Here is a 19,389-nt window from a genome sequence, read left to right as displayed (position 1 = left end):
AAAATGTATCGGAAACTCAGCCCAATGGCACAAATGCTTAGATTGAATGAGAGAGAAAAGGAACTGCTAAGAAAAAGAGCGGTAGAACTAAATAAAATGCTGATTAATAAAAAGCTTGAGCCAGTTAAAGATACAGAATTAGCGCATATTGTTTTGGAGCAAGGAATCGAATTAGTAGAAATAACAGAATCAGGAAAGTTAATAATTCCAAGATAATTGAAGTAGAAAAAAGGGCCATTCATAGGCCCTATTTTTTTTGCGCTTGATGTCGCATAACGTAATTTTATGTTAAATAGAATATCTAAGACTGTAGCCTACACAACCTGAGTTGTTGCCACAGCTCGACATCGTAAATCTTTAAAATTGTATTCACGATGCCGAGTATTCTAAATAACATAATATACGTTATGCCGAAATCTGACGCGCTATGTGGTGATCTAACCGAATAAACAATATTTTTAACTTTGTGATTTCTTCATCATGATCTAAATCTGATTCTTGCATTTGCACAAGCACGTTCTCCAGTAGATCGCGCATATAGATAAAATCATCTTTGGTTAAAACGCCTTTCTTTCTGTCATAGCTTACAGATTTATACAGATGCCTATTTTGAATCATCAATCTTTACCGGCATCTTATTAATGGGGGTATTTAATTCCAACCCCCACTGTAAACTCGGTGTTTTTGACTTTTCGAAAGACTCACCGAAGAAAGATTCATTGAGCGACCAAACTGGATTCTTTTTCATTCTTCTGAATACTCGGCTTCAAGTTGATAAAAATAAGATTTAAGATCTTCAACTTTTTGAAATAAAACAGCCCAATCATGAGGCGTTACTTCATGCATTAAAATTTCAGCTTCAGCATCTAAAACAGAAATAGCATCTTGGCTTTTTTTGAAAATACTCATTCATCTATCCCTAAATCGCGCATGTGATCATTTTCTTGTTTTACAGCATCACAATATTCAGAAACTAAAGCGGACTTATAGCCCCACTCGTTCATACACATTTCAATATGGAAAAGAACCTTTTCAGATTCAAAAGCAGGATTTCCCCCAACGATCAATTGACACGCCTTGTCAAAGATGATTTTGGAAACGATTTCGAAAGCTAGTTCTGTATTCATATCATGTATACATGTTTCTATTTGACAAAAAGATAACAGATTTACATGTATCATGTAAAGCATGTATACAAGTTTATATAGAATGAGGCACTCAAAATGTATCGGAAACTCAGCCCAATGGCACAAATGCTTAGATTGAATGAGAGAGAAAAGGAACTGCTAAGAAAAAGAGCGGTAGAACTAAATAAAATGCTGATTAATAAAAAGCTTGAGCCAGTTAAAGATACAGAATTAGCGCATATTGTTTTGGAGCAAGGAATCGAATTAGTAGAAATAACAGAATCAGGAAAGTTAATAATTCCAAGATAATTGAAGTAGAAAAAAGGGCCATTCATAGGCCCTATTTTTTTTGCGCTTGATGTCGCATAACGTAATTTTATGTTAAATAGAATATCTAAGACTGTAGCCTACACAACCTGAGTTGTTGCCACAGCTCGACATCGTAAATCTTTAAAATTGTATTCACGATGCCGAGTATTCTAAATAACATAATATACGTTATGCCGAAATCTGACGCGCTATGTGGTGATCCAATCGAATAAACAATATTTTTAACTTTGTGATTTCTTCATCATGATCTAAATCTGATTCTTGCATTTGCACAAGCACGTTCTCTAGTAGATCACGCATACAGATAAAATCATCTGTTGTTGGTCCTACACTTGACGGTTTCGATTACAAATTATCTTACCGTCAAGTGTATCCCTAGTAACATAGGAAGATAAGCTGTGATTTTCTATGTTCATTACGTTTAAATTCCCGCCCTCTCATTTTCCAACTAGCTCAGGTTATAATAATAGCCTCCCAAAATATGGTTGATCTATTATGAACACCTCCAATGACCCTTTACATAGCAAAAAACTTGCTGACATTTTGGATGAATTATTGGATTACTACGGCGGCTTTGAAGGCTTAAATCGTAAAATTGAAATTAGATGTTTTTGCATAGATCCAAGTGTTAAATCATCATTGCGATTTTTACGTACCACACCATGGGCACGTGAAAAAGTAGAAAGCTTATATTTGTATGTCTTACGCCAAAAAGCCAAACAGAAATCGTAGCTATCAAAACTCTAGCCTCAGTGTAATATTTTATACCAAATAGTAACTACACTTATTGAATAGCCACTGATTTTGTAGACACCTTTTAATTAGTGGTGGCTGCCACCACTCTCCTAGATAAATTTAGTCTATTCTTAAGACATTTTTAGTAGGAAAATATGTATTCATAGCTCGGTTTATGAACCAAATATTTTATAAGTTACTACTTTAGTGCTCTAAGTAATTAAATTTAATTGTGAACTAGATTCTAGATGAACATAAGTCAAATAGAATATCAAAGACTACGGATTTTGTGATATCACTCACTTTGTTCATTCTCGTTAAATTATACTTATTATATTAGCTATATGGATAACTTTTAATATTTGATATGCTACATTATCTATATAGCTAACATTTTATGGGTAAATTTCTATGGCAAGTAGAGTCGAAATTGGAGGGAAAGTTCGTATAGTGCGAAAATCCTTGGGTTATACACAGCAAAAATTATCCGAATTAATTCGAATCAATAAAACTACGATCTCAGAGATCGAAAATGGACGATTCACTGGTTCTTTTGACATATTTGAGCGTGTGCTTGATGCGGTCGGTTTACAGTTTGATGTATCTCCAAAGCAACACTCACTGCCCCATTGGGATGAGATTGAAAATATTTTTGCTGAGGAGGACGAATGAATATACAGACCAATCTTCCTGCCAAAATCACTAATATCATGGTGTGTGCTAATCAATATGAATTAGGCGTATTGACGTATGGTTCAGTTCACCATTATCAGCCAACACAAGAAACACAGCATGTATCACTCACCATGACCCGAAAAGGCATGGATGGTTATTCTTCTGGTGCATTACATCCAATATTTTCTCAAAATCTTCCAGAAGGTTTTAATCGCCGATTTATTGCAGAAAAACTCGCAAGATATGCAAAAGTCAATGATATGTATTTATTGGCGCTACAAGGCGATCAAGGAATCGGGATGCTTTCTTATCAGAGTGAGCTAAATTTACCCGAGGTTGAATCTTTGAGCTTGAATGAAATTTTATCCTACCAGAGCAATGAACCTCTTTTCCCACAGCTATTAGAAAAATACTATCTCAGAAATTCATTAGCTGGGATGCAACCCAAAGTAAGCATCCCTCATGCAAATACTGTTCAAACAGATAGAACAGTTCAACAAAGAGATTTGATTGTAAAATCTTTTGACTCTGAATTTCCTTTACTTACAGTCAACGAATTTGTCTGTATGCAGGCTGCATGGCATTGTGGACTTGAGCCACCAAAAACCTATTTGTCTGAAAATTTAGAAACATATGTTGTAGAACGGTTTGATAGATCCAGTAATGGTACAAAATTAGGCTATGAAGACTTTACGACACTCATGAAAAAGTCAAATGATCCTGATGCAAAATATATAGGTAGCTATGAAGCGCTGTTGAAAGCAACCTATCTATATACTCATAGCGTAACTGAAGTCGAGAAAATGTATAAATACATCGTATTCAACTGTTTAATTGGTAATGGTGATGCACATCTTAAAAACTTTGCTCTTCAATATTCCCCAGATATGAATAACATTTTTGTTTCACCACCATTTGATATTACACATACTCTTATCTATGCTTCAATTGATAATAAAATGGCACTCAAACTTTCTGGTAGCAAGGCATTTCCAGATCTTTCACATCTCATTAAATTGGCCGAAAGTAACCAATTTAGAATCAGAAATCCCAAAGAAATTATAGAATCTTTTAGCGAAAATATATTAGATTATCTTAGAACCTCAAATGAAGTTCAGCTATTCGATGGATTGCGGACATCTATAGAAGGTTCAATCTCAAATATTATGACGTCAAGCTCTGGTACCAAAAATTATCGACATGATCAGAAGAAAAAATTTGAATAGTTAAATGAATTCTTTTTAAATCAATAGCTATTCAAAAATCTTAAGCCCACACCAGGTTCAGTGATAATGTATTTGGGATGCACCGCATTATCGTTTAATTTTCCACGTAATTTAGCCACCAGTATTCTTAAATAATGTGTGTCTTCTTGATGCGTCGGCCCCCATAACTCTTTTAAAATTTGAGGTTGTGTAATCAATTGTCCTTTGTGCTGTGCGAGTAAATTGAGTAAATGATATTCTTTACGTGTTAAGGAAATTAACTGTTGATTCAAAAAGACTTGTCTATGTGCAAAATCAACTTTTAGGACACCATCGTCATAAACAGCCGATTCTACGACCACATGCTGCGCTTGGCGAAGTAAAACACGTATTCTTGCCATGAGTTCCTGAACACTAAAAGGCTTGGTCACATAATCATTTGCACCTGCATCTAATAGTTTTACTTTTTCCTCCTCGTCAGCACGAACGGACAGTACAATGACTGGTGCATTAGACCAGCTTCTCAGCTCAGACAGCACATCAAAACCGTCTAGATCGGGTAACCCTAAATCTAAAATCACCAAATCTGCACCTTGCAAAGCCAACAGTTCTAAACCCTGCTGACCATTTACAGCTTGAAGGACTTTATAACCTTGCGCCCGCAAAGCAATATCTAAAAATTTTCGAATCTGTGTTTCATCATCAATAATCAGCACATTAACCATCGCACTTGCAGACACGTTTTGCTCTGACATCAGATCTCCTTATTGAATAAAATAGTTCACGCCAATTGCTGTATTGGAAGTTGCATGCGAATACAAGTACCTTGGTTATTTTTCGCAGAAGATGCCACAATTTTACCCATATGCGCACCAATAATCGCTTTCACAATGGTTAAACCCAAACCTGTACCGTATTGCCCACGGTCGCCCCGCTCCATGGTATAGAACATATCAAAAATACGATCACGTTCATCTTCAGGAATACCTTGTCCTTGATCGCTAATGGCTATTTCTATCTCATTTTCACTGCGCTTAGCAACATGAATCGAAACGGCTTTGTCCTCAGGTGAGAACTTAGCCGCATTTTCTAAAACATTAAAAATCGCTTGTTCGATTAATGCCCCATGCACAAACAAATTGAGCGTTTCATCAGGTAAATGGACCTCAACCAATGACTTTGGCATATAGCGTTTTAAACGGCGAACGGCTGAACCGATCAATTCATCGGCACCAATCCAATCCCGTTTGAGGCTAAGTCCTTCATGTCCCAAACGAGTCATATCCAATAAGTTTTGAATATATCGGTCTAAACGCTCTCCTTCTAAATGAATCGCTTCGAGCAAACTGTTTTGATCTTTCTCATCCATTGAATGGCGATAATTAGTTAGGGTATCTGCTGCTCCAATCATCGATGCCAAAGGTGAACGTAAGTCATGAGATACCGATGACAATAGTGCGGATCGCAGTTTTTCTGTTTCTGAACTTACATTGGCAATTTCTAAAGCCTTGGTCAATTGAGTCCTTGAAATCGCTTGTGCAATATATTCAACCATCACCTCTGCCAATTGTTTTTGCTCAGAATTTAACACCAATTGTAGCGATGAAAATTTAAGTCCAACCACACCTAGACATTGTTTAGAGGCCAATAATGGTAAAAACCACCAATCATTTTCAGTCAATGTTTGAGTAAACCGTCCTGAAGGCTGGTGGTTTTTAAAGCTCCAATCAGCAGAAATTTTTTCTTTATCACTGATGTTGTCTAAAGCTGTTTTTGCTTGTGCACTTTCAGGAAAATAAATCCATATCTCTGCATTTAAATTTTTACTTAAGCTGCTTTCAGCAATCTCTTGAACATGTTGCAAATCTACCGCAGTAGAGAGTTTCTGCCCTAAATCTTGCATGATGCTGTTATAACTATTGGCTGCTTTTAAAGCTGTGACTTGTTCTTTTAATTGTGATGCCAATCGACTTGAAATTAATGCAGCCCCCAAGAATGCCACCACAGTAATCATGCCTTGATGTGCTGATATTTGTAAGGTAAATTTAGGGTGAATAAAAAAGAAGTTATAGGCTAAAAAGAACAAAATGGCGGAAAGTGCTGCTGCCAACATACGTGTTTGGGATGCGACAAAAACCACGGCTGTGATAAAAATGACAGACAGATCTTCTATACCCAGATATTGTTCACCCAAATTGGCAATTAAAATACTGATGCCTGTGGTAACAATGACGTAACCTGCTTCTCTCAGCGATAAAAACTCCCCCTTATCTGGTAAAATTGAGTGATTTTTTTGCTCAGCAGCAATAGGTACAATACTCAACTCAAAGCGAGGTTTGAATCTCAATAGCTGATCAATAAAATTTGGTTTTAAGCTGAACTGAACTTTTTTTCGAGTAGGTTGTGCTAAAACCAAGGTCGAAATGCCATGATCCATCACGTAATCAAACAGTGTTTTGGCATGTTGCTGACCATAAAGTGTTTCGGTCATTCCACCCAATTGACGCGTCAAATTGAGTGCAGACTCAATTTCACGGCTTTGTGAGTTTTCTTGCTTAACTGTTATTTTTGAATCTTTAGAAAAGGCAACCACAGTCCAATGTGCCAACCGATGTTCAGCAATACGACATCCAGTACGAACCAATGCTTCGGAATACCCATGTCCATCAACCATAATTAAAATATGGTTTTTGAGCGGAATAGGAGTCAGCCCTTGAATCGCAAAATTTTCTCGAACATTGTCATCGACATGGCTTGCAACGGTTTGCATGGCCAATTCACGTAAAGCAGTTAAATTTGAGTGATTAAAAAACCGCTGTAAAGCCTGCTCTGCTTGCTCGGGTACATATACTTTGCCTTGGTTTAACCGTTCAAGTAACTCATTGACTGGCAAATCAATTAAGCGAATATCACGAATGCGCTCAAACACCCGGTCTGGCACCGTTTCAGCAACACGAATACCTGTAATTTGAAGTACCACATCATTCAAACTTTCTAAATGTTGAATGTTCATGGTGGTAAAGACATCAATACCTGCATCTAATAATTCATTGATGTCTTGCCAACGCTTTTCGTGGCGACTGCCCGGCATATTGGTATGCGCAAATTCATCCACAAGAACGATGCTTGGCTTTCTTTCAAGAACTGCATCTAAGTCCATTTCTTCAAGTTGATGCCCTTGGTACTCAATAATTTTACGCGGGATAATACTCAGGCCTGCAAGCAAGTTTTCGGTTTCTGCTCGACCATGCGTTTCGACATAAGCAATGACAATATTATTTCCCTGCAAGGCCAAATCATGCGCACGAACCAGCATGGCAAAAGTTTTCCCTACACCGGGAGCTGCCCCTAAAAATATGGTTAAGCGCCCAGATTGATAACGCTGAGTATGTTGTAGCAAAACATCTGCTTTATTATTTCTATTTTCCATAAAGATATCTTTTGTCTTTGGAGAATGATAACCACGTTATACCGAAATAAATGAACCGCTTATTTCTAATAAGAATGGATTCATTATTTTAAATATTATTAGATATCTGCCCTAATCCCTAATTAAATAGGGAGTAAGTATGGCCTCTATTTTTTATAATCAAGAGGGTTAAGATACCGATTATTATAAAAACCCCCTCACCCGCTCATACAACGCATTCCCTATCAATCGTGACGAGGAATGCCTATCGCTATTGAATATATTGTTCTTGAAAGTGATACAAGCACATTAAACTACGAGTTGATGATCTCTATTATTTTACAACCTGATCTAAAGCTAAATTTAATTCTAGTACATTCACACGTTCAACGCCCAAAATTCCAAAAGTCGGTTGAATGGTATGTTGTTGTACCAGTTTTAGTACATCTGGCTCAGAAATCTGTCTTGCTTGTGCAACACGTTTGACCTGAATCAATGCAGACTGCACACCAATATTAGGGTCAATACCACTGCCTGAAGTCGTCACCAAGTCTGCAGGGATTTTTGACTTATCCATCTGTTCCTGTGCTGAAATTTGATTTAAACGTTCATCGACTGCTTGGTGCAAAGCTGGATTGGTTCTGGCCAAATTACTTCCTGCCATTACCATGGGATCATAATTTGAAGCCGATGGTCGTGGGTGAAAATACTGCGCTTGAACAAAAGGCTGTGCAACTAAGCTTGATCCCACAATACGATTATTCTCCACAATTAAGCTACCATTGGCTTGATGCGGAAAGATCACTTGAGCTAGTCCTGTTGCAACTGAACTGTATACAAAACCACAAAGTCCCAAAGCAATAAGCGTTAAACCAAGAGATGCACGGGTTAAACCTGCTAATGATGAGTCAATCAGTTGACTATTTTCCAAGGGATTATTTTGCATTAGATCATTTTTAGTGTTCATTTTTATCATCCTCACAAATTTTTAAAGTGACAACAATGGACTGATCATCAGATCAATCATTTTGATTGCAACGAATGGCAACAACACGCCACCCACACCATAAATCAACATATTACGACGTAACAACTGGGTAGATGTAGAGGGTTGAAATTTCACGCCCCGTAACGCAATGGGAATCAGCAATGGAATAATAATCGCATTAAAAATAAGTGCTGAAAGAATTGCACTTTCAGAACTACCCAATTGCATCACATTCAAGACATCCATTTGTGGAATAGCAGAAACGAATAATGCTGGTAAAATTGCAAAGTACTTCGACACATCATTTGCCAAAGAGAAAGTCGTTAATGCCCCTCGGGTAATCAACTGCTGTTTCCCAATTTCTACAACTGCCAGTAATTTGGTGGGATCTGAATCTAAATCCACCATATTGCCTGCTTCTTTGGCCGCTTGTGTACCCGAATTCATGGCAAGTCCGATATCTGCTTGTGCCAAAGCAGGTGCATCATTGGTACCATCCCCGACCATGGCCACCAAATGTCCTTTATTTTGTTCTTCACGAATGCAATTCAGTTTATCTTCAGGTCTTGCTTCAGCAATATAATCATCCACACCTGCTTCTGCTGCAATTGCTGCCGCAGTAAGTGGGTTGTCCCCTGTGACCATGACGGTTTTGATGCCCATTTCACGTAAGCGCGCAAATTTTTCTTTAATCCCTTGCTTAATCACGTCGGAAAGTTCGATCACCCCTAAAAGAGTTTGATCCTTTGCCACCACCAAGGGAGTTGCCCCTTTAGATGCGACTTGCTCTACACGAGCTTTTAACTCGCTATGGTTTTCAAGGTTTTGCGATGCAAATTTAAGTATTGCATCGAATGCTCCTTTACGGATTTGATGACCATCGGACAAATTAATCCCTGAAATACGTGTTGATGCATTAAAGGCAATAAATTCTGCCTGATCTGGGTCAACGATACGCTCTCCCAATTCTTTTGCTAAAGCCACCACAGACTTACCTTCAGGTGTTGGGTCTGCAAGCGAGGTTAGTACTGCAGCTTGACGAAGCTCTGATTCAGTCACACCTGCGAGCGGATAAAAAGCGGTTGCTTGACGATCACCATAAGTAATGGTGCCTGTTTTATCCAGCAACAACACATCCACATCACCCGCCACTTCAACTGCTTTACCCGACTTGGCAATGACATTGGCTTTTAAGGCCCTGTTCATCCCCGCAATCCCAATGGCCGGCAACAAGCCACCAATCGTCGTTGGAATGAGACACACCAACAATGCAACCAATAGAATTGGATTAATTTCAATATTCAGAAAATGCCCAATAAAAGGCAGACTCCCCACCACGACAATAAAAGTCACCGTCATCACGGTCAGTAAAATACCCAATGCAATTTCGTTGGGGGTTTTTTGACGGTTAGAACCCTCAACCAAAGCAATCATGCGGTCTAAGAAACTATGTCCTGCTTCGGCCGTTATTTGTACCACTATACGGTCAGTGAGGACTTTAGTACCGCCAATCACACCTGATTTGTCTGTGCCTGCTTCACGTAATACAGGTGCAGACTCACCCGTAACCGCCGCTTCGTTAATGGTGGCAAAACCATAAATAATTTCGCCATCAGCTGGAATCAACTCTCCTGCACGAACTTCGATCAGGTCATGCATTTTCAATAAAGAGGCGGCAATTTGTTTACCATCAGTATCATCTTTATGTTGAATCAGACGTGCTGTTAAATTCTGACGTGCCTGTCTTAAAGACGACGCTTGACCGCGACCTTTCGCTTCTGCGACTGCTTCTGCATAATTGGCAAACAGTACAGTGACAAATAAAATAAAGGTGACCAATAAGCCAAAGACCAAGTCAGCTTTACCCATCAAGGTGCTGACAAAAGTGATAATAGTGCCCAGCCATACAATCGCCATGACAGGATTTTTAATCATGTGTTGGGGAAGCAATTTAATACATGCATTTTTCCACGCTTCAGCCTGAAATAAAGTTGACGTATTTTTTTGATTCTGAATAGTTTTTTTTGAATGAGTCATTGTAGTCACCCTTAACCTTGTACCAATAACAGATGATCAGCAATCGGCCCTAAGACGAGGACTGGCATAAATTGTAATAAAGTCAACATCACCACGATCGCAATGAGCGTGAACGCAAAGGTTGGTGTTTCAACTTTTAAACTCCCACTACTTTCGGGTGCCTGACGTTTCGCTGCTAAACGTGCTGCAATCCACAATGGAATAATCAGTGTGGGGAAACGACCTAATAATAAAGCCACACCACAGCTGACATTCCACCACACGGTGTTATCTGCCAAACCTTCAAAGCCTGAACCGTTATTGGCAAATGCAGAAACATATTCATACAGTACTTGTGAGACAGCATGGTATTGCGGATTACTATTACCCGTTAATTCAGGGAAAAATAAAGTCACAGCCGTTAAACTTAAAATTACAATCGGTTGAATTAATATCACCACCGCCAAGAGTTTAATTTCACCCGCTTCAATTTTTCGACCAAACAATTCAGGTGTACGCCCAGTCATTAGACCCGCAATAAACACAGCCAAAAACAGGTAAATAATGAATTGCTGTAAACCACAACCAATCCCTCCCCAAATGGCATTGATCAGCATATTGGATAAAGCCACAAACCCTGTGAGTGGTGCAGATGAGTCATGCATCATATCGACAGAACCATTATTGACTTGCGTGGTCACGGCTGCCCAAAGTGCCGAGGAAGCTTCGCCAAAACGAACTTCCTTTCCTTCCATTGCATAAAGCTGTGTGGCTGTAGATGAAAGACTCTCAGACCAAATTGCACTACTTGCCGAAATAACAGACATCAACAACATTGTGCCAAAAACAAAGCCAGCAAATTTTGCACGCTTGGTGAAAAAACCCAACATGAAAATCACAGAAACTGGAATCAGAAGAATCGCCAACATTTCTAAAAAGTTTGATAATGGTGTTGGGTTTTCCAGTGGCACACTACTATTCGGCCCATACCAACCACCACCGTTACTGCCCAACTGTTTGATTGCCACCATGGGTGCAACTGGACCTAATGGAATTTTTTGAGTTTTCAATTCAGTCGTTTGATCGATGACTTGAACTTTAGGGCCGCCCTGAAATGTAGACGGTACACCTTGGCTAGTGAGCAATAGCGACCACACCATACACAGTGGAATTAAAAAACGGAATGTTGGGCGAATCACATCTGCCCAATAGTTACCGATATTAATTTTTTGAACTTTTGTACCAAAACCTGCATTCTGTTCTTCTTCTGACAAAGTGTTCGAGTGCTTATAAAACAATGCTCGAACGGTGGCGACAACCATGGCTAAACCCATCATGGGTGTAATGATTTGCATGCCCACAATACCCACCATTTGCGACAAATAAGACAGTTGAGCCTGCCCTGAATAGTGTTGCTGATTGGTATTAGTTAAAAATGAGATCATGGTGTGTAATGCCAAATCCCACGACATATTCGGTGCGTTATTTGGGTTAAATGGCAAGCTGGCTTGGGTCATAAATAAAATCCAAGTCACTACGCCTAGTACCAAGCAACTCAGCAAAAAACTCAGTGAATAGGTCTTCACGTTCATGCCAATTTTAGGATTTGTCCCCAACACAGCATAGATTGGTTTTTCAATCCAGTTGAATACAGGGTCAATTTTCATCTCACGATTTTGCATGATTGCCGCAAGATATTTACCTAAAGGATAAGCAAGAACCATCACAATGAGCAAAAGTAAAATAAACACTAACATGGCATTTCACTCCTCTTCAACGAGTGCGAAATAGACCTGTTATTGATCTTGATATAGCGATGATTTTTAAGTATCTGTACGAAGCACATTCTTGGATGCTGTACTTTTTGAGGCGCTATGAATGTAGCACTCATCTTTTCCATCCTAAACTTGGGGATATTCCACGGTCTAGTATCTAAAAAGCATGCGTAAATTCTCTATTCATCAAAATACATAGAGCGTAAAATTTTCGTAAAATTTGATTCTGTTTTGTTTATAAATAACAAAAAATAGATTAAAAGGAATCAAAAATTGATGACGATAATGATTACACACATGGAAAATCTTGAACTGCTTAAAGCCTTTTTTTTGGGATTAATTGAAGGTTTAACCGAGTTTTTACCTATTTCCAGCACAGGACATTTAATACTCTTTGGTCACCTGATTGATTTCCAATCGGATTCTGGGCGTGCTTTCGAAGTCGTTATTCAATTGGGGGCTATTCTTGCTGTTTGCTGGTTATATCGACAAAAAATCATAGTATTATTACAAGGTTTTTTTTCTGGGGATCTACATGCTCGACGCTTTGCGCTCAATGTATTTATGGCCTTTCTTCCTGCCGTCATTATTGGAATATTCGCTGTCGATTTTATTAAACACGTTGTGTTTAGCCCTGTTGTGGTCGCTTGTGCACTGATCATTGGTGGACTCATTATTTTTGCAGTCGAAGCAAGCAAGTTTGAGCCTAAAACTATTGAAGCTACAGACATTAGTTTAAAGCAAGCCATTCTTGTAGGTCTTGCACAATGCGTTGCCATGATTCCGGGTACATCTCGATCGGGCGCAACCATTATTGGCGGAATGCTCTCTGGCTTATCCCGTAAAGCAGCAACAGAATTTTCTTTTTTCCTTGCCATGCCAACCATGTTGGGAGTGGCAACTTACGATTTAATCCGTAATGCTGATGTCCTCACTTCGGATAATTTAATAAATATTTCAGTCGGTTTTGTAGCTGCATTTATTGCTGCATTTTTGGTGGTTAAAGCCTTAGTTAAATTTGTAGAAAAACACACGTTAAGAGTATTTGCTTGGTATCGTCTGATATTGGGGATTATTTTATTAATAGTCTTTTTATAATTCATTTGTGAGCTAAAAATAAAAAAGGTTGTCTAGGCTAAGTACCGTTACGGAAATATGTATCTGCGTAATTCAAACCAACAGCAACATGGCGTAAACGTACTTGCCCAGCCGATGGCTCTCCGACCTCTACATCTTCATAACACATTACTTCTGGTGAACCAGATTCGTAGAACCGTATCGCTTTATTCAATTTCACTTTCCTATCCATGCTGTATTTTTATTGGGTGCTTCAAAAGCATTCATTAAAACTACAACACTCAGAATAGCCCTCACTTTACATAATACGACAGGCACTTAGCATTTTGCGACAAATCTATTAAAAAATTGCTGATCAACTTTTTCATGATGATTAAGATTGGTTAACCCACCTTTGTTTCTGTCATTGAGTATTTGCTAATATTCTGTAAGAGCATTTAACTCGTTAATTCCGCTGCATTTCTATAAACCTGAGTGTATATTACTCACCATCGTTGATTATTTAATTATGATATGAAGAATACATTTTCTGGCAACGCTCAAATTGGAGTCGTTTCTACTTTTTCTGAACTTATAAATTCGAATTTTAATGGAGATATGAATGCCCTTTGCTGGCATAGAGATTTAGTTGGCGATTTTAAAGAGATTGTGGCTAAACTTGAGCTAAAAGAGAATATTACAGAAGTTTCTGTTGAAGAGCTTTTGGCATTACAACTTTCAGAAAAAGGTCATTTGGCAAGAGAAATGATCTTAAAAGATATCCAGTTATTAACTGATTTCGGAGCATCGCCTTCACTTAATCTTCTTAAAAGCTACGAACGGGATGAAGAGCTAGATTTCATTTCAACAGATGTATATTCCTATCATATTGATCGCTCCCCCATCGAAACAGATACTTTTTTATGTACTTATCATGGTCCTGCAAGTGATATCATGCCTCATGATCAAGTTGAACAAAAAATTTTGATTCCAGAAATCAGGGAAAAACTCAAAAAATTACATGATGGCCCAGAAGCTGAATTTGAAGCATTTTTGGAAGACTATTTCTTTGACTTGCATTATCAGCCTAAATCTGCTGCAAAACCTGTGAATTTAGGCTCAGGTCATCTTTGGCGACTGGCAGTAGATCATCCAACACAACAGGTATTACCTTGTGTTCATAGAGCTCCGACTGAAAAAGAGGGTGAGTATAGACTGTTATTAATTTGTTAAAGATTTATTTTCTATATCGTTAAAGCGCTCCATAATTTAATTCCACTTGCCGCCTAGTGATTGATGCTTTCTAGGCTACCTTTTTCAAAGTAGCACTATTCAGTATGCACCGTCATATCTGATGTCTCGGATGCGCTACTTAGTTATACATGTTGAACCGTACCGGGTTTGTCGGAGACCAACTTTCTTGAGAGAATGTCCCAATGACAAAACCAAAATATACCCCTGAAATCAGAGAAAGAGCGATTCAATTATTGATTGAATCTGAAAAAGATTATCCATCGAATTGGGCTGCAATCACAGCAATTGCACCTAAGATTGGCTGTACTCCTGAAACACTACGTTCCTGGCATCAGAAGTATTTGAATCAACAGAATCCAATCAAAGTACAGCAGCTTTCAGACCAAGAACGCATTAAACAACTTGAACGCGAAAATAAAGAACTGCAACGCGCCAATGAGATTCTACGTAAAGCAGCCGCTTTTTTCGCCCAGGCGGAGCTCGACCGCCCACACAAATAATGGTGGATTTTATCCATAATAATAAAGAGCTGTACGGAGTCGAGGCGATTTGTAGAATTTTACCGATCGCACCTTCAACCTATTACCGGACTTTAGATCTCGCGGACAATCTAGAACATCGAGCGAAACGAGATTTACATGACTTGCATCATGCTGAACAAATTAAACGAATTTGGAAGGAAAGTTCAGGTCGATATGGTGTACGTAAAGTTTGGCAAAAACTGAAACGTGAAGGCTATATTATTGCGCGCTGTACAGTTGCTCGATTGATGCAAAAACTAGGTATACAAGGTGTTTGGCGTGGTAAGAATAAACAAACCACCCGTAGCCGAGATGATCAAAAACGAGCAGATGACTTGGTGAAACGCAATTTTAGTGCTGATCGACCTGACCCTTGCGAAGCAGTGCTTCTCAGGTCAGTGACTTTACGTATATTCAAACAAATTCAGGCTGGGTCTATACCGCCTTTATTATTGATGTGTTCTCACGAGCCATTGTTGGATGGAAAGTATCTACACGAATGAATACAGATATGGTGCTCGATGCATTAGAGCAAGCATTGCATGATCGAGGCATGCCAAAGAACGTGATTCATCATAGTGACAGAGGCGTGCAATATCTTTCCATTCGTTATACCAATCGTTTAGAAGCAGCAAATTTACGAGCTTCAGTCGGTACAACGGGTGACTCATACGATAATGCTTTGGCTGAAACGGTGAATGGCTTATACAAAACAGAGGTGATTGAATATTTAAAAGCAGATTGGCAAGGTTTAGCAGATGTACAACTTGCGACACTAAACTGGGTAGATTGGTTCAATAAAAAGCGTGTACACAGTGCACTGGGTTATGTATCGCCTTTTGAGTTTGAAGCAATGTACTATGATAAGATTAACCCGTTAGGTCAGGTGGCCTAACTTAAATAAAAAAGTCTCCGACAAACCCGGTACGGTTCACAACTCAAAACGATTGCTTTATCAGATGCTTGTTTATCAAAAGAAGAACACGAACTAGGGATTATTGCACTGGCTGTACCCGTATTAAATACAAAAGGACAAGTGATTGGTGCTCTAAACTGCATGTCCCAAACCAACCTCACAAGCGAAGAATATTTGATTCAACAGGTATTGCCGTTATTGCGTCAGACAGCCAATGAACTTCGTAGCTTAATTTAAAAAATAGTATATGAACTACTCTCGTGGAGCTATCTTAAGTCAGTAATTTGATGCATTGACTGAATTGAGCAATTGAAATAAAGATGGTTAAGCACCACACCGAATTATTTCTCATGTATACGTTGAAGGAAATTCTAGAGTGAATACTGAACGCTCTCTCAATTGAGCCAAAAATCTGAGTCGTTCACATTATTCATATTTATAGATTGACTATTATAATCGTCAAAATAACTCAGAACTGAATGATTAATTCTATGACCTGACTTATGAACATTTAAATATAAAATTTAAGCAGTTTCTATCTCACCTACAGCATGATAAGCACGATTAAAGTAAGCAAGACCATGTTCATGCTCGCTGCGTTGAATTGCAACAGCACGACACATTAAAATAGTGTGCGTTCCGACTTCCTGAATTTGCTCAATCTCACAATCGAAACTGACCAAAGCATCTTTTAAAACAGGTGCGCCAGTTTCTAATTGTGTCCATGTGGCATGCTTAAAGCGTTCGTCTGAACTAATTTTAGACGAAAATGCTTTAGACAGATGCTCATGATGAGCAGCCAGCACATTCACTGTTAAAATTTTATTTTCAATAAAGTGTGCATGTGAGCTAGAGGCTTTATTCATGCAGACCAATAATGTTGGAGGGGTGTCAGTGACACTACACACAGCAGACGCAGTAAATCCGTGACGACCTGATGCACCTACCGTGGTCACAACATTGACTGCACTTGTTAAAAAAGACATCGCATTTCTAAAGTCTGTTGCTTCAATCATCACTTTGTTCCTAAATTGAACCGTAGCTTTTTTCGTATTGAGCTCTATCTTATGATTTCATAACGTAGAGAGATGGTTTAAATGAGTTCTGCGATTACTTGCACTGCGTCGGCATTGATGTAAGGACTACCAGTTCGATCATAAATAATAAATTCAACAAACAGGTAACCCTTTACATCTCACACTAAAGCTAATTTCTATGTTGTGAGTTCTTTACGAATAATTTCTGCACCTGCACTTAAAGCATTCAGCTTGCCTCTTGCGACTTGGCGGGATAAAGGGGCCATGCCACAGTTGGTCGAAGGATAGAGTTTATCTGCATCGACAAACTGAAGTGCTTTTCGCAAAGTATTCGCGACTTCCTCTGGTGTTTCAATCGTATTGGTTGCGACATCAATAGCCCCAACCATGACTTTTTTACCGCGAATAAGTTCAATCAGATCCATGGGTACACGAGAGTTTTGACATTCAAGTGAAATAATATCGATTTTAGATTGTTGTAGCTTAGGGAAAGCTTCTTCATATTGGCGCCATTCTGAGCCCAATGTCTTTTTCCAATCTGTATTGGCTTTAATACCGTAGCCATAGCAGATATGAACAGCTGTCTCACATTTCAGGCCTTCAAGTGCCCGCTCTAGAGTCGCAACACCCCAATCGTTCACTTCATCAAAGAATACATTAAAAGCAGGTTCATCAAACTGAATGATATCGACACCTGCAGCTTCTAATTCTCTTGCTTCTTGATTGAGAATTTTGGCAAACTCCCAAGCAAGTTTTTCGCGGCTTTTGTAATGATTATCATACAAGGTATCGATCATGGTCATCGGACCAGGCAGTGCCCATTTAATTGGCTGATCGGTTTGGCTACGTAAAAACTTAGCATCTTCTACAAAAACTGGCTTTTGGCGACTCACAGCACCAACGACTGTCGGGACACTGGCGTCATAACGATTACGAATTCGAACAGTCTCACGTTTCTCAAAATCAACACCATCAAGGTGCTCAATAAACGTGGTGACAAAATGTTGGCGAGTTTGTTCGCCATCACTGACAATATTAATTCCTGCATGTACTTGTTGTTGCAATGATAAACGCAAAGCATCTTGTTTGGCTTCAATCAGTTGCTCACCTTCTAACTTCCAAGGTGACCAAAGTTTCTCTGGTTCTGCAAGCCAAGACGGTTTTGGTAAGCTACCAGCAGTTGAAGTCGGTAATAATATTTTCATCATAATCTTCTATATTTCGGTTAATTAAGCAGCATTTTGTTTGGCGGTGTAGCTCTTAGCCCATTGCGCAAGAATTTCTTGGTACGGTTTGATGAACTGCTCTTCAGTAAATTTGCCTTGCTTAACTGCCAATTGGCTACGTTCTTCACGGTCATAAACAATTTGAGTCAATGAATAATCTTGGTATTTCAAACTTGGTTGATACACTAGACCTGCCGCTGAATTGGCATTGTAAATTTCAGGACGGTAGATCTTTTGGAATGTTTCCATCGTGCTAATCGCACTGATCAGCTCAAGATCGGTGTAATCATCGACCAAATCACCGCTAAAATAAAATGCTAAAGGTGCAACACTGTTTGCAGGCATGAAATAACGAACAGTTAAACCCATTTTCGCGAAATATTGATCTGTCGGCGAAAATTCATTTTGTTGGTACTCAACACCCAAAACAGGATGCTGATTTGCAGTGCGATGATAAGTCTTACTGCTTGAAACACTAAGACAAATGACAGGTGCTTTATTAAATTTTGCCTTGTATGCCTCTGAATTTACAAAATATTGAAACAGCTTACCGTGTAAATCGCCAAAATTTTCTGGGGTACTCAATTTGGTTTGATTTTTATTATGCTCGGGCAATACCACACTAAAATCATAGTCACGTACATATGAAGAAAAACTATTTCCGACCATGCCTGCAAGGCGTTGATTATTTTTGTGATCCACAATATTGGTTTTCAATATTTCAATCGCTGGAAAGTTTTCACCGTTGCCCTCAATATCAATATCAACGGAAATAATTTCAAGTTCGATAGAATAACGATCTGCTTTAGGATTATCCCAATGTGCCAAGCTATTGAAGCGATTGTTCATCATTTTTAAAGTTTTGCGCAAGTTCTCTTGGCGACTCTCTCCTCTCGCCAAATTCGCAAAATTGGTCGTAAGACGGGTATTGTCTGAAGGGCTATAGTTTTCATCGAAACTGATGCTCTTAATCGAACATGTAAATTCTTTACTCATGGTGATCTGCTACCCTAATTTCTTAGATAAAACCTGAACTTCTTTATGCAGTAATTTATACCTGAAACATTACATGAATAAAAATGATTTTATCTAACACCAAGATGAGTAAAATTCATGTTT

General features: G+C 38.7%; 17 protein-coding genes, 3 pseudogenes and 1 other annotated feature. Of the genes and pseudogenes, 9 read left to right on the top strand and 11 right to left on the bottom strand.

Annotation, left to right across the window (positions count from 1 at the left end):
• The first annotated feature begins 24 nt into the window (after positions 1-24).
• Positions 25-216, top strand: coding sequence for a hypothetical protein (locus H0S58_RS06410; protein ID WP_195727479.1), 192 nt, complete (start codon positions 25-27; stop codon positions 214-216).
• Between the two features lie 528 nt (positions 217-744).
• Here the strand turns inward: H0S58_RS06410 and H0S58_RS06405 are convergent.
• Positions 745-909, bottom strand: coding sequence for a hypothetical protein (locus tag H0S58_RS06405; protein WP_195727481.1), 165 nt, complete (start codon positions 907-909; stop codon positions 745-747).
• Complete coding sequence (locus H0S58_RS06400) at positions 906-1,127, bottom strand: hypothetical protein (RefSeq protein WP_195727480.1); 222 nt, start codon at positions 1,125-1,127, stop codon at positions 906-908. The genes H0S58_RS06405 and H0S58_RS06400 overlap by 4 nt, the downstream gene beginning before the upstream one ends.
• A gap of 117 nt (positions 1,128-1,244) precedes the next feature.
• Here H0S58_RS06400 and H0S58_RS06395 point away from each other — a divergent pair, with 117 nt between their 5' ends.
• From H0S58_RS06395 to H0S58_RS06380, 4 genes are all read left to right on the top strand, one after another.
• Complete coding sequence (locus H0S58_RS06395; protein WP_195727479.1) at positions 1,245-1,436, top strand: hypothetical protein; 192 nt, start codon at positions 1,245-1,247, stop codon at positions 1,434-1,436.
• Positions 1,437-1,952: 516 nt separating this feature from the next.
• On the top strand, positions 1,953-2,189 hold the full coding sequence (locus H0S58_RS06390) for a VF530 family DNA-binding protein (RefSeq protein ID WP_067869627.1): 237 nt from the start codon (positions 1,953-1,955) through the stop codon (positions 2,187-2,189).
• Between the two features lie 414 nt (positions 2,190-2,603).
• The gene (locus H0S58_RS06385; protein ID WP_195727478.1) at positions 2,604-2,864 is read left to right on the top strand and encodes a helix-turn-helix domain-containing protein; all 261 of its coding nucleotides are present in this window, start codon (positions 2,604-2,606) and stop codon (positions 2,862-2,864) included.
• The gene (locus H0S58_RS06380; RefSeq protein ID WP_195727477.1) at positions 2,861-4,093 is read left to right on the top strand and encodes a type II toxin-antitoxin system HipA family toxin; all 1,233 of its coding nucleotides are present in this window, start codon (positions 2,861-2,863) and stop codon (positions 4,091-4,093) included. The genes H0S58_RS06385 and H0S58_RS06380 overlap by 4 nt, the downstream gene beginning before the upstream one ends.
• 20 nt (positions 4,094-4,113) lie before the next feature.
• Here the strand turns inward: H0S58_RS06380 and H0S58_RS06375 are convergent, their stop codons facing one another.
• From H0S58_RS06375 to kdpA, 5 genes are all read right to left on the bottom strand, one after another.
• Entirely contained in the window at positions 4,114-4,827 is a 714-nt protein-coding gene (locus tag H0S58_RS06375; RefSeq protein ID WP_195727476.1) for a response regulator, read from the bottom strand.
• 26 nt (positions 4,828-4,853) lie between these two features.
• Complete coding sequence (locus H0S58_RS06370; RefSeq protein WP_195727475.1) at positions 4,854-7,502, bottom strand: sensor histidine kinase; 2,649 nt, start codon at positions 7,500-7,502, stop codon at positions 4,854-4,856.
• Between the two features lie 313 nt (positions 7,503-7,815).
• Positions 7,816-8,448, bottom strand: coding sequence for a potassium-transporting ATPase subunit KdpC (gene kdpC / locus H0S58_RS06365; protein ID WP_195727474.1), 633 nt, complete (start codon positions 8,446-8,448; stop codon positions 7,816-7,818).
• A gap of 21 nt (positions 8,449-8,469) precedes the next feature.
• Complete coding sequence (gene kdpB / locus H0S58_RS06360) at positions 8,470-10,506, bottom strand: potassium-transporting ATPase subunit KdpB (RefSeq protein WP_195727473.1); 2,037 nt, start codon at positions 10,504-10,506, stop codon at positions 8,470-8,472.
• An 11-nt stretch (positions 10,507-10,517) separates the two neighbouring features.
• The gene (gene kdpA, locus H0S58_RS06355; protein ID WP_195727472.1) at positions 10,518-12,242 is read right to left on the bottom strand and encodes a potassium-transporting ATPase subunit KdpA; all 1,725 of its coding nucleotides are present in this window, start codon (positions 12,240-12,242) and stop codon (positions 10,518-10,520) included.
• A 315-nt stretch (positions 12,243-12,557) separates the two neighbouring features.
• Between kdpA and H0S58_RS06350 the strand changes: the two genes are divergently transcribed.
• The gene (locus H0S58_RS06350) at positions 12,558-13,358 is read left to right on the top strand and encodes an undecaprenyl-diphosphate phosphatase (RefSeq protein WP_195727573.1); all 801 of its coding nucleotides are present in this window, start codon (positions 12,558-12,560) and stop codon (positions 13,356-13,358) included.
• 40 nt (positions 13,359-13,398) lie between these two features.
• Here the strand turns inward: H0S58_RS06350 and H0S58_RS06345 are convergent.
• Positions 13,399-13,557: pseudogene (locus H0S58_RS06345) on the bottom strand (quinone oxidoreductase); the annotation flags it as partial.
• Between the two features lie 293 nt (positions 13,558-13,850).
• On the opposite strand from H0S58_RS06345, the gene H0S58_RS06340 reads away from it, so the two are divergent.
• The 3 genes and pseudogenes from H0S58_RS06340 to H0S58_RS06330 all read left to right on the top strand — a co-directional run.
• Positions 13,851-14,549: a DUF1826 domain-containing protein gene (locus H0S58_RS06340; protein WP_195727471.1), complete on the top strand. Its 699-nt coding sequence runs from the start codon at positions 13,851-13,853 to the stop codon at positions 14,547-14,549.
• 203 nt (positions 14,550-14,752) lie between these two features.
• Positions 14,753-15,986, top strand: a pseudogene (locus H0S58_RS06335) (IS3 family transposase).
• Positions 15,028-15,144: a sequence feature (AL1L pseudoknot), on the top strand. It overlaps the preceding pseudogene by 117 nt.
• A 42-nt stretch (positions 15,987-16,028) precedes the next feature.
• Positions 16,029-16,244: pseudogene (locus H0S58_RS06330) on the top strand (IclR family transcriptional regulator C-terminal domain-containing protein); the annotation flags it as partial.
• 287 nt (positions 16,245-16,531) lie between these two features.
• Here the strand turns inward: H0S58_RS06330 and H0S58_RS06325 are convergent.
• The 3 genes from H0S58_RS06325 to H0S58_RS06315 all read right to left on the bottom strand — a co-directional run bounded on the left by H0S58_RS06325 (position 16,532) and on the right by H0S58_RS06315 (position 19,266).
• A complete protein-coding gene (locus H0S58_RS06325; RefSeq protein WP_195727470.1) occupies positions 16,532-17,023 on the bottom strand; it encodes a flavin reductase in 492 nt (163 codons plus the stop codon).
• Positions 17,024-17,220: 197 nt separating this feature from the next.
• Complete coding sequence (locus tag H0S58_RS06320) at positions 17,221-18,249, bottom strand: methionine synthase (RefSeq protein ID WP_195727572.1); 1,029 nt, start codon at positions 18,247-18,249, stop codon at positions 17,221-17,223.
• A gap of 24 nt (positions 18,250-18,273) precedes the next feature.
• The gene (locus H0S58_RS06315; RefSeq protein ID WP_092721010.1) at positions 18,274-19,266 is read right to left on the bottom strand and encodes a DUF1852 domain-containing protein; all 993 of its coding nucleotides are present in this window, start codon (positions 19,264-19,266) and stop codon (positions 18,274-18,276) included.
• Positions 19,267-19,389 lie beyond the last annotated feature (123 nt).

Origin of the sequence: Acinetobacter sp. TTH0-4 (assembly GCF_015602665.1) — a bacterium.
GTDB lineage: Bacteria > Pseudomonadota > Gammaproteobacteria > Pseudomonadales > Moraxellaceae > Acinetobacter > Acinetobacter albensis.
Note: the sequence above shows the minus strand (reverse complement) of the source record. Positions and strands in the feature narration are given on the sequence as shown.

Excerpts from the sequence above, each read along its gene's own strand:
- H0S58_RS06405 (WP_195727481.1), bottom strand. The coding sequence starts at position 909 with ATGAGTATTTTCAAAAAAAGCCAAGATGCTATTTCTGTTTTAGATGCT.
- H0S58_RS06340 (WP_195727471.1), top strand. The coding sequence starts at position 13,851 with ATGAAGAATACATTTTCTGGCAACGCTCAAATTGGAGTCGTTTCTACT.
- kdpC (WP_195727474.1), bottom strand. The coding sequence starts at position 8,448 with ATGAACACTAAAAATGATCTAATGCAAAATAATCCCTTGGAAAATAGT.
- H0S58_RS06375 (WP_195727476.1), bottom strand. The coding sequence starts at position 4,827 with ATGTCAGAGCAAAACGTGTCTGCAAGTGCGATGGTTAATGTGCTGATT.
- kdpB (WP_195727473.1), bottom strand. The coding sequence starts at position 10,506 with ATGACTCATTCAAAAAAAACTATTCAGAATCAAAAAAATACGTCAACT.
- H0S58_RS06410 (WP_195727479.1), top strand. The coding sequence starts at position 25 with ATGGCACAAATGCTTAGATTGAATGAGAGAGAAAAGGAACTGCTAAGA.
- H0S58_RS06325 (WP_195727470.1), bottom strand. The coding sequence starts at position 17,023 with ATGATTGAAGCAACAGACTTTAGAAATGCGATGTCTTTTTTAACAAGT.
- H0S58_RS06395 (WP_195727479.1), top strand. The coding sequence starts at position 1,245 with ATGGCACAAATGCTTAGATTGAATGAGAGAGAAAAGGAACTGCTAAGA.
- H0S58_RS06400 (WP_195727480.1), bottom strand. The coding sequence starts at position 1,127 with ATGAATACAGAACTAGCTTTCGAAATCGTTTCCAAAATCATCTTTGAC.
- H0S58_RS06370 (WP_195727475.1), bottom strand. The coding sequence starts at position 7,502 with ATGGAAAATAGAAATAATAAAGCAGATGTTTTGCTACAACATACTCAG.
- H0S58_RS06385 (WP_195727478.1), top strand. The coding sequence starts at position 2,604 with ATGGCAAGTAGAGTCGAAATTGGAGGGAAAGTTCGTATAGTGCGAAAA.
- H0S58_RS06320 (WP_195727572.1), bottom strand. The coding sequence starts at position 18,249 with ATGAAAATATTATTACCGACTTCAACTGCTGGTAGCTTACCAAAACCG.
- kdpA (WP_195727472.1), bottom strand. The coding sequence starts at position 12,242 with ATGTTAGTGTTTATTTTACTTTTGCTCATTGTGATGGTTCTTGCTTAT.
- H0S58_RS06350 (WP_195727573.1), top strand. The coding sequence starts at position 12,558 with ATGGAAAATCTTGAACTGCTTAAAGCCTTTTTTTTGGGATTAATTGAA.
- H0S58_RS06315 (WP_092721010.1), bottom strand. The coding sequence starts at position 19,266 with ATGAGTAAAGAATTTACATGTTCGATTAAGAGCATCAGTTTCGATGAA.
- H0S58_RS06390 (WP_067869627.1), top strand. The coding sequence starts at position 1,953 with ATGAACACCTCCAATGACCCTTTACATAGCAAAAAACTTGCTGACATT.
- H0S58_RS06380 (WP_195727477.1), top strand. The coding sequence starts at position 2,861 with ATGAATATACAGACCAATCTTCCTGCCAAAATCACTAATATCATGGTG.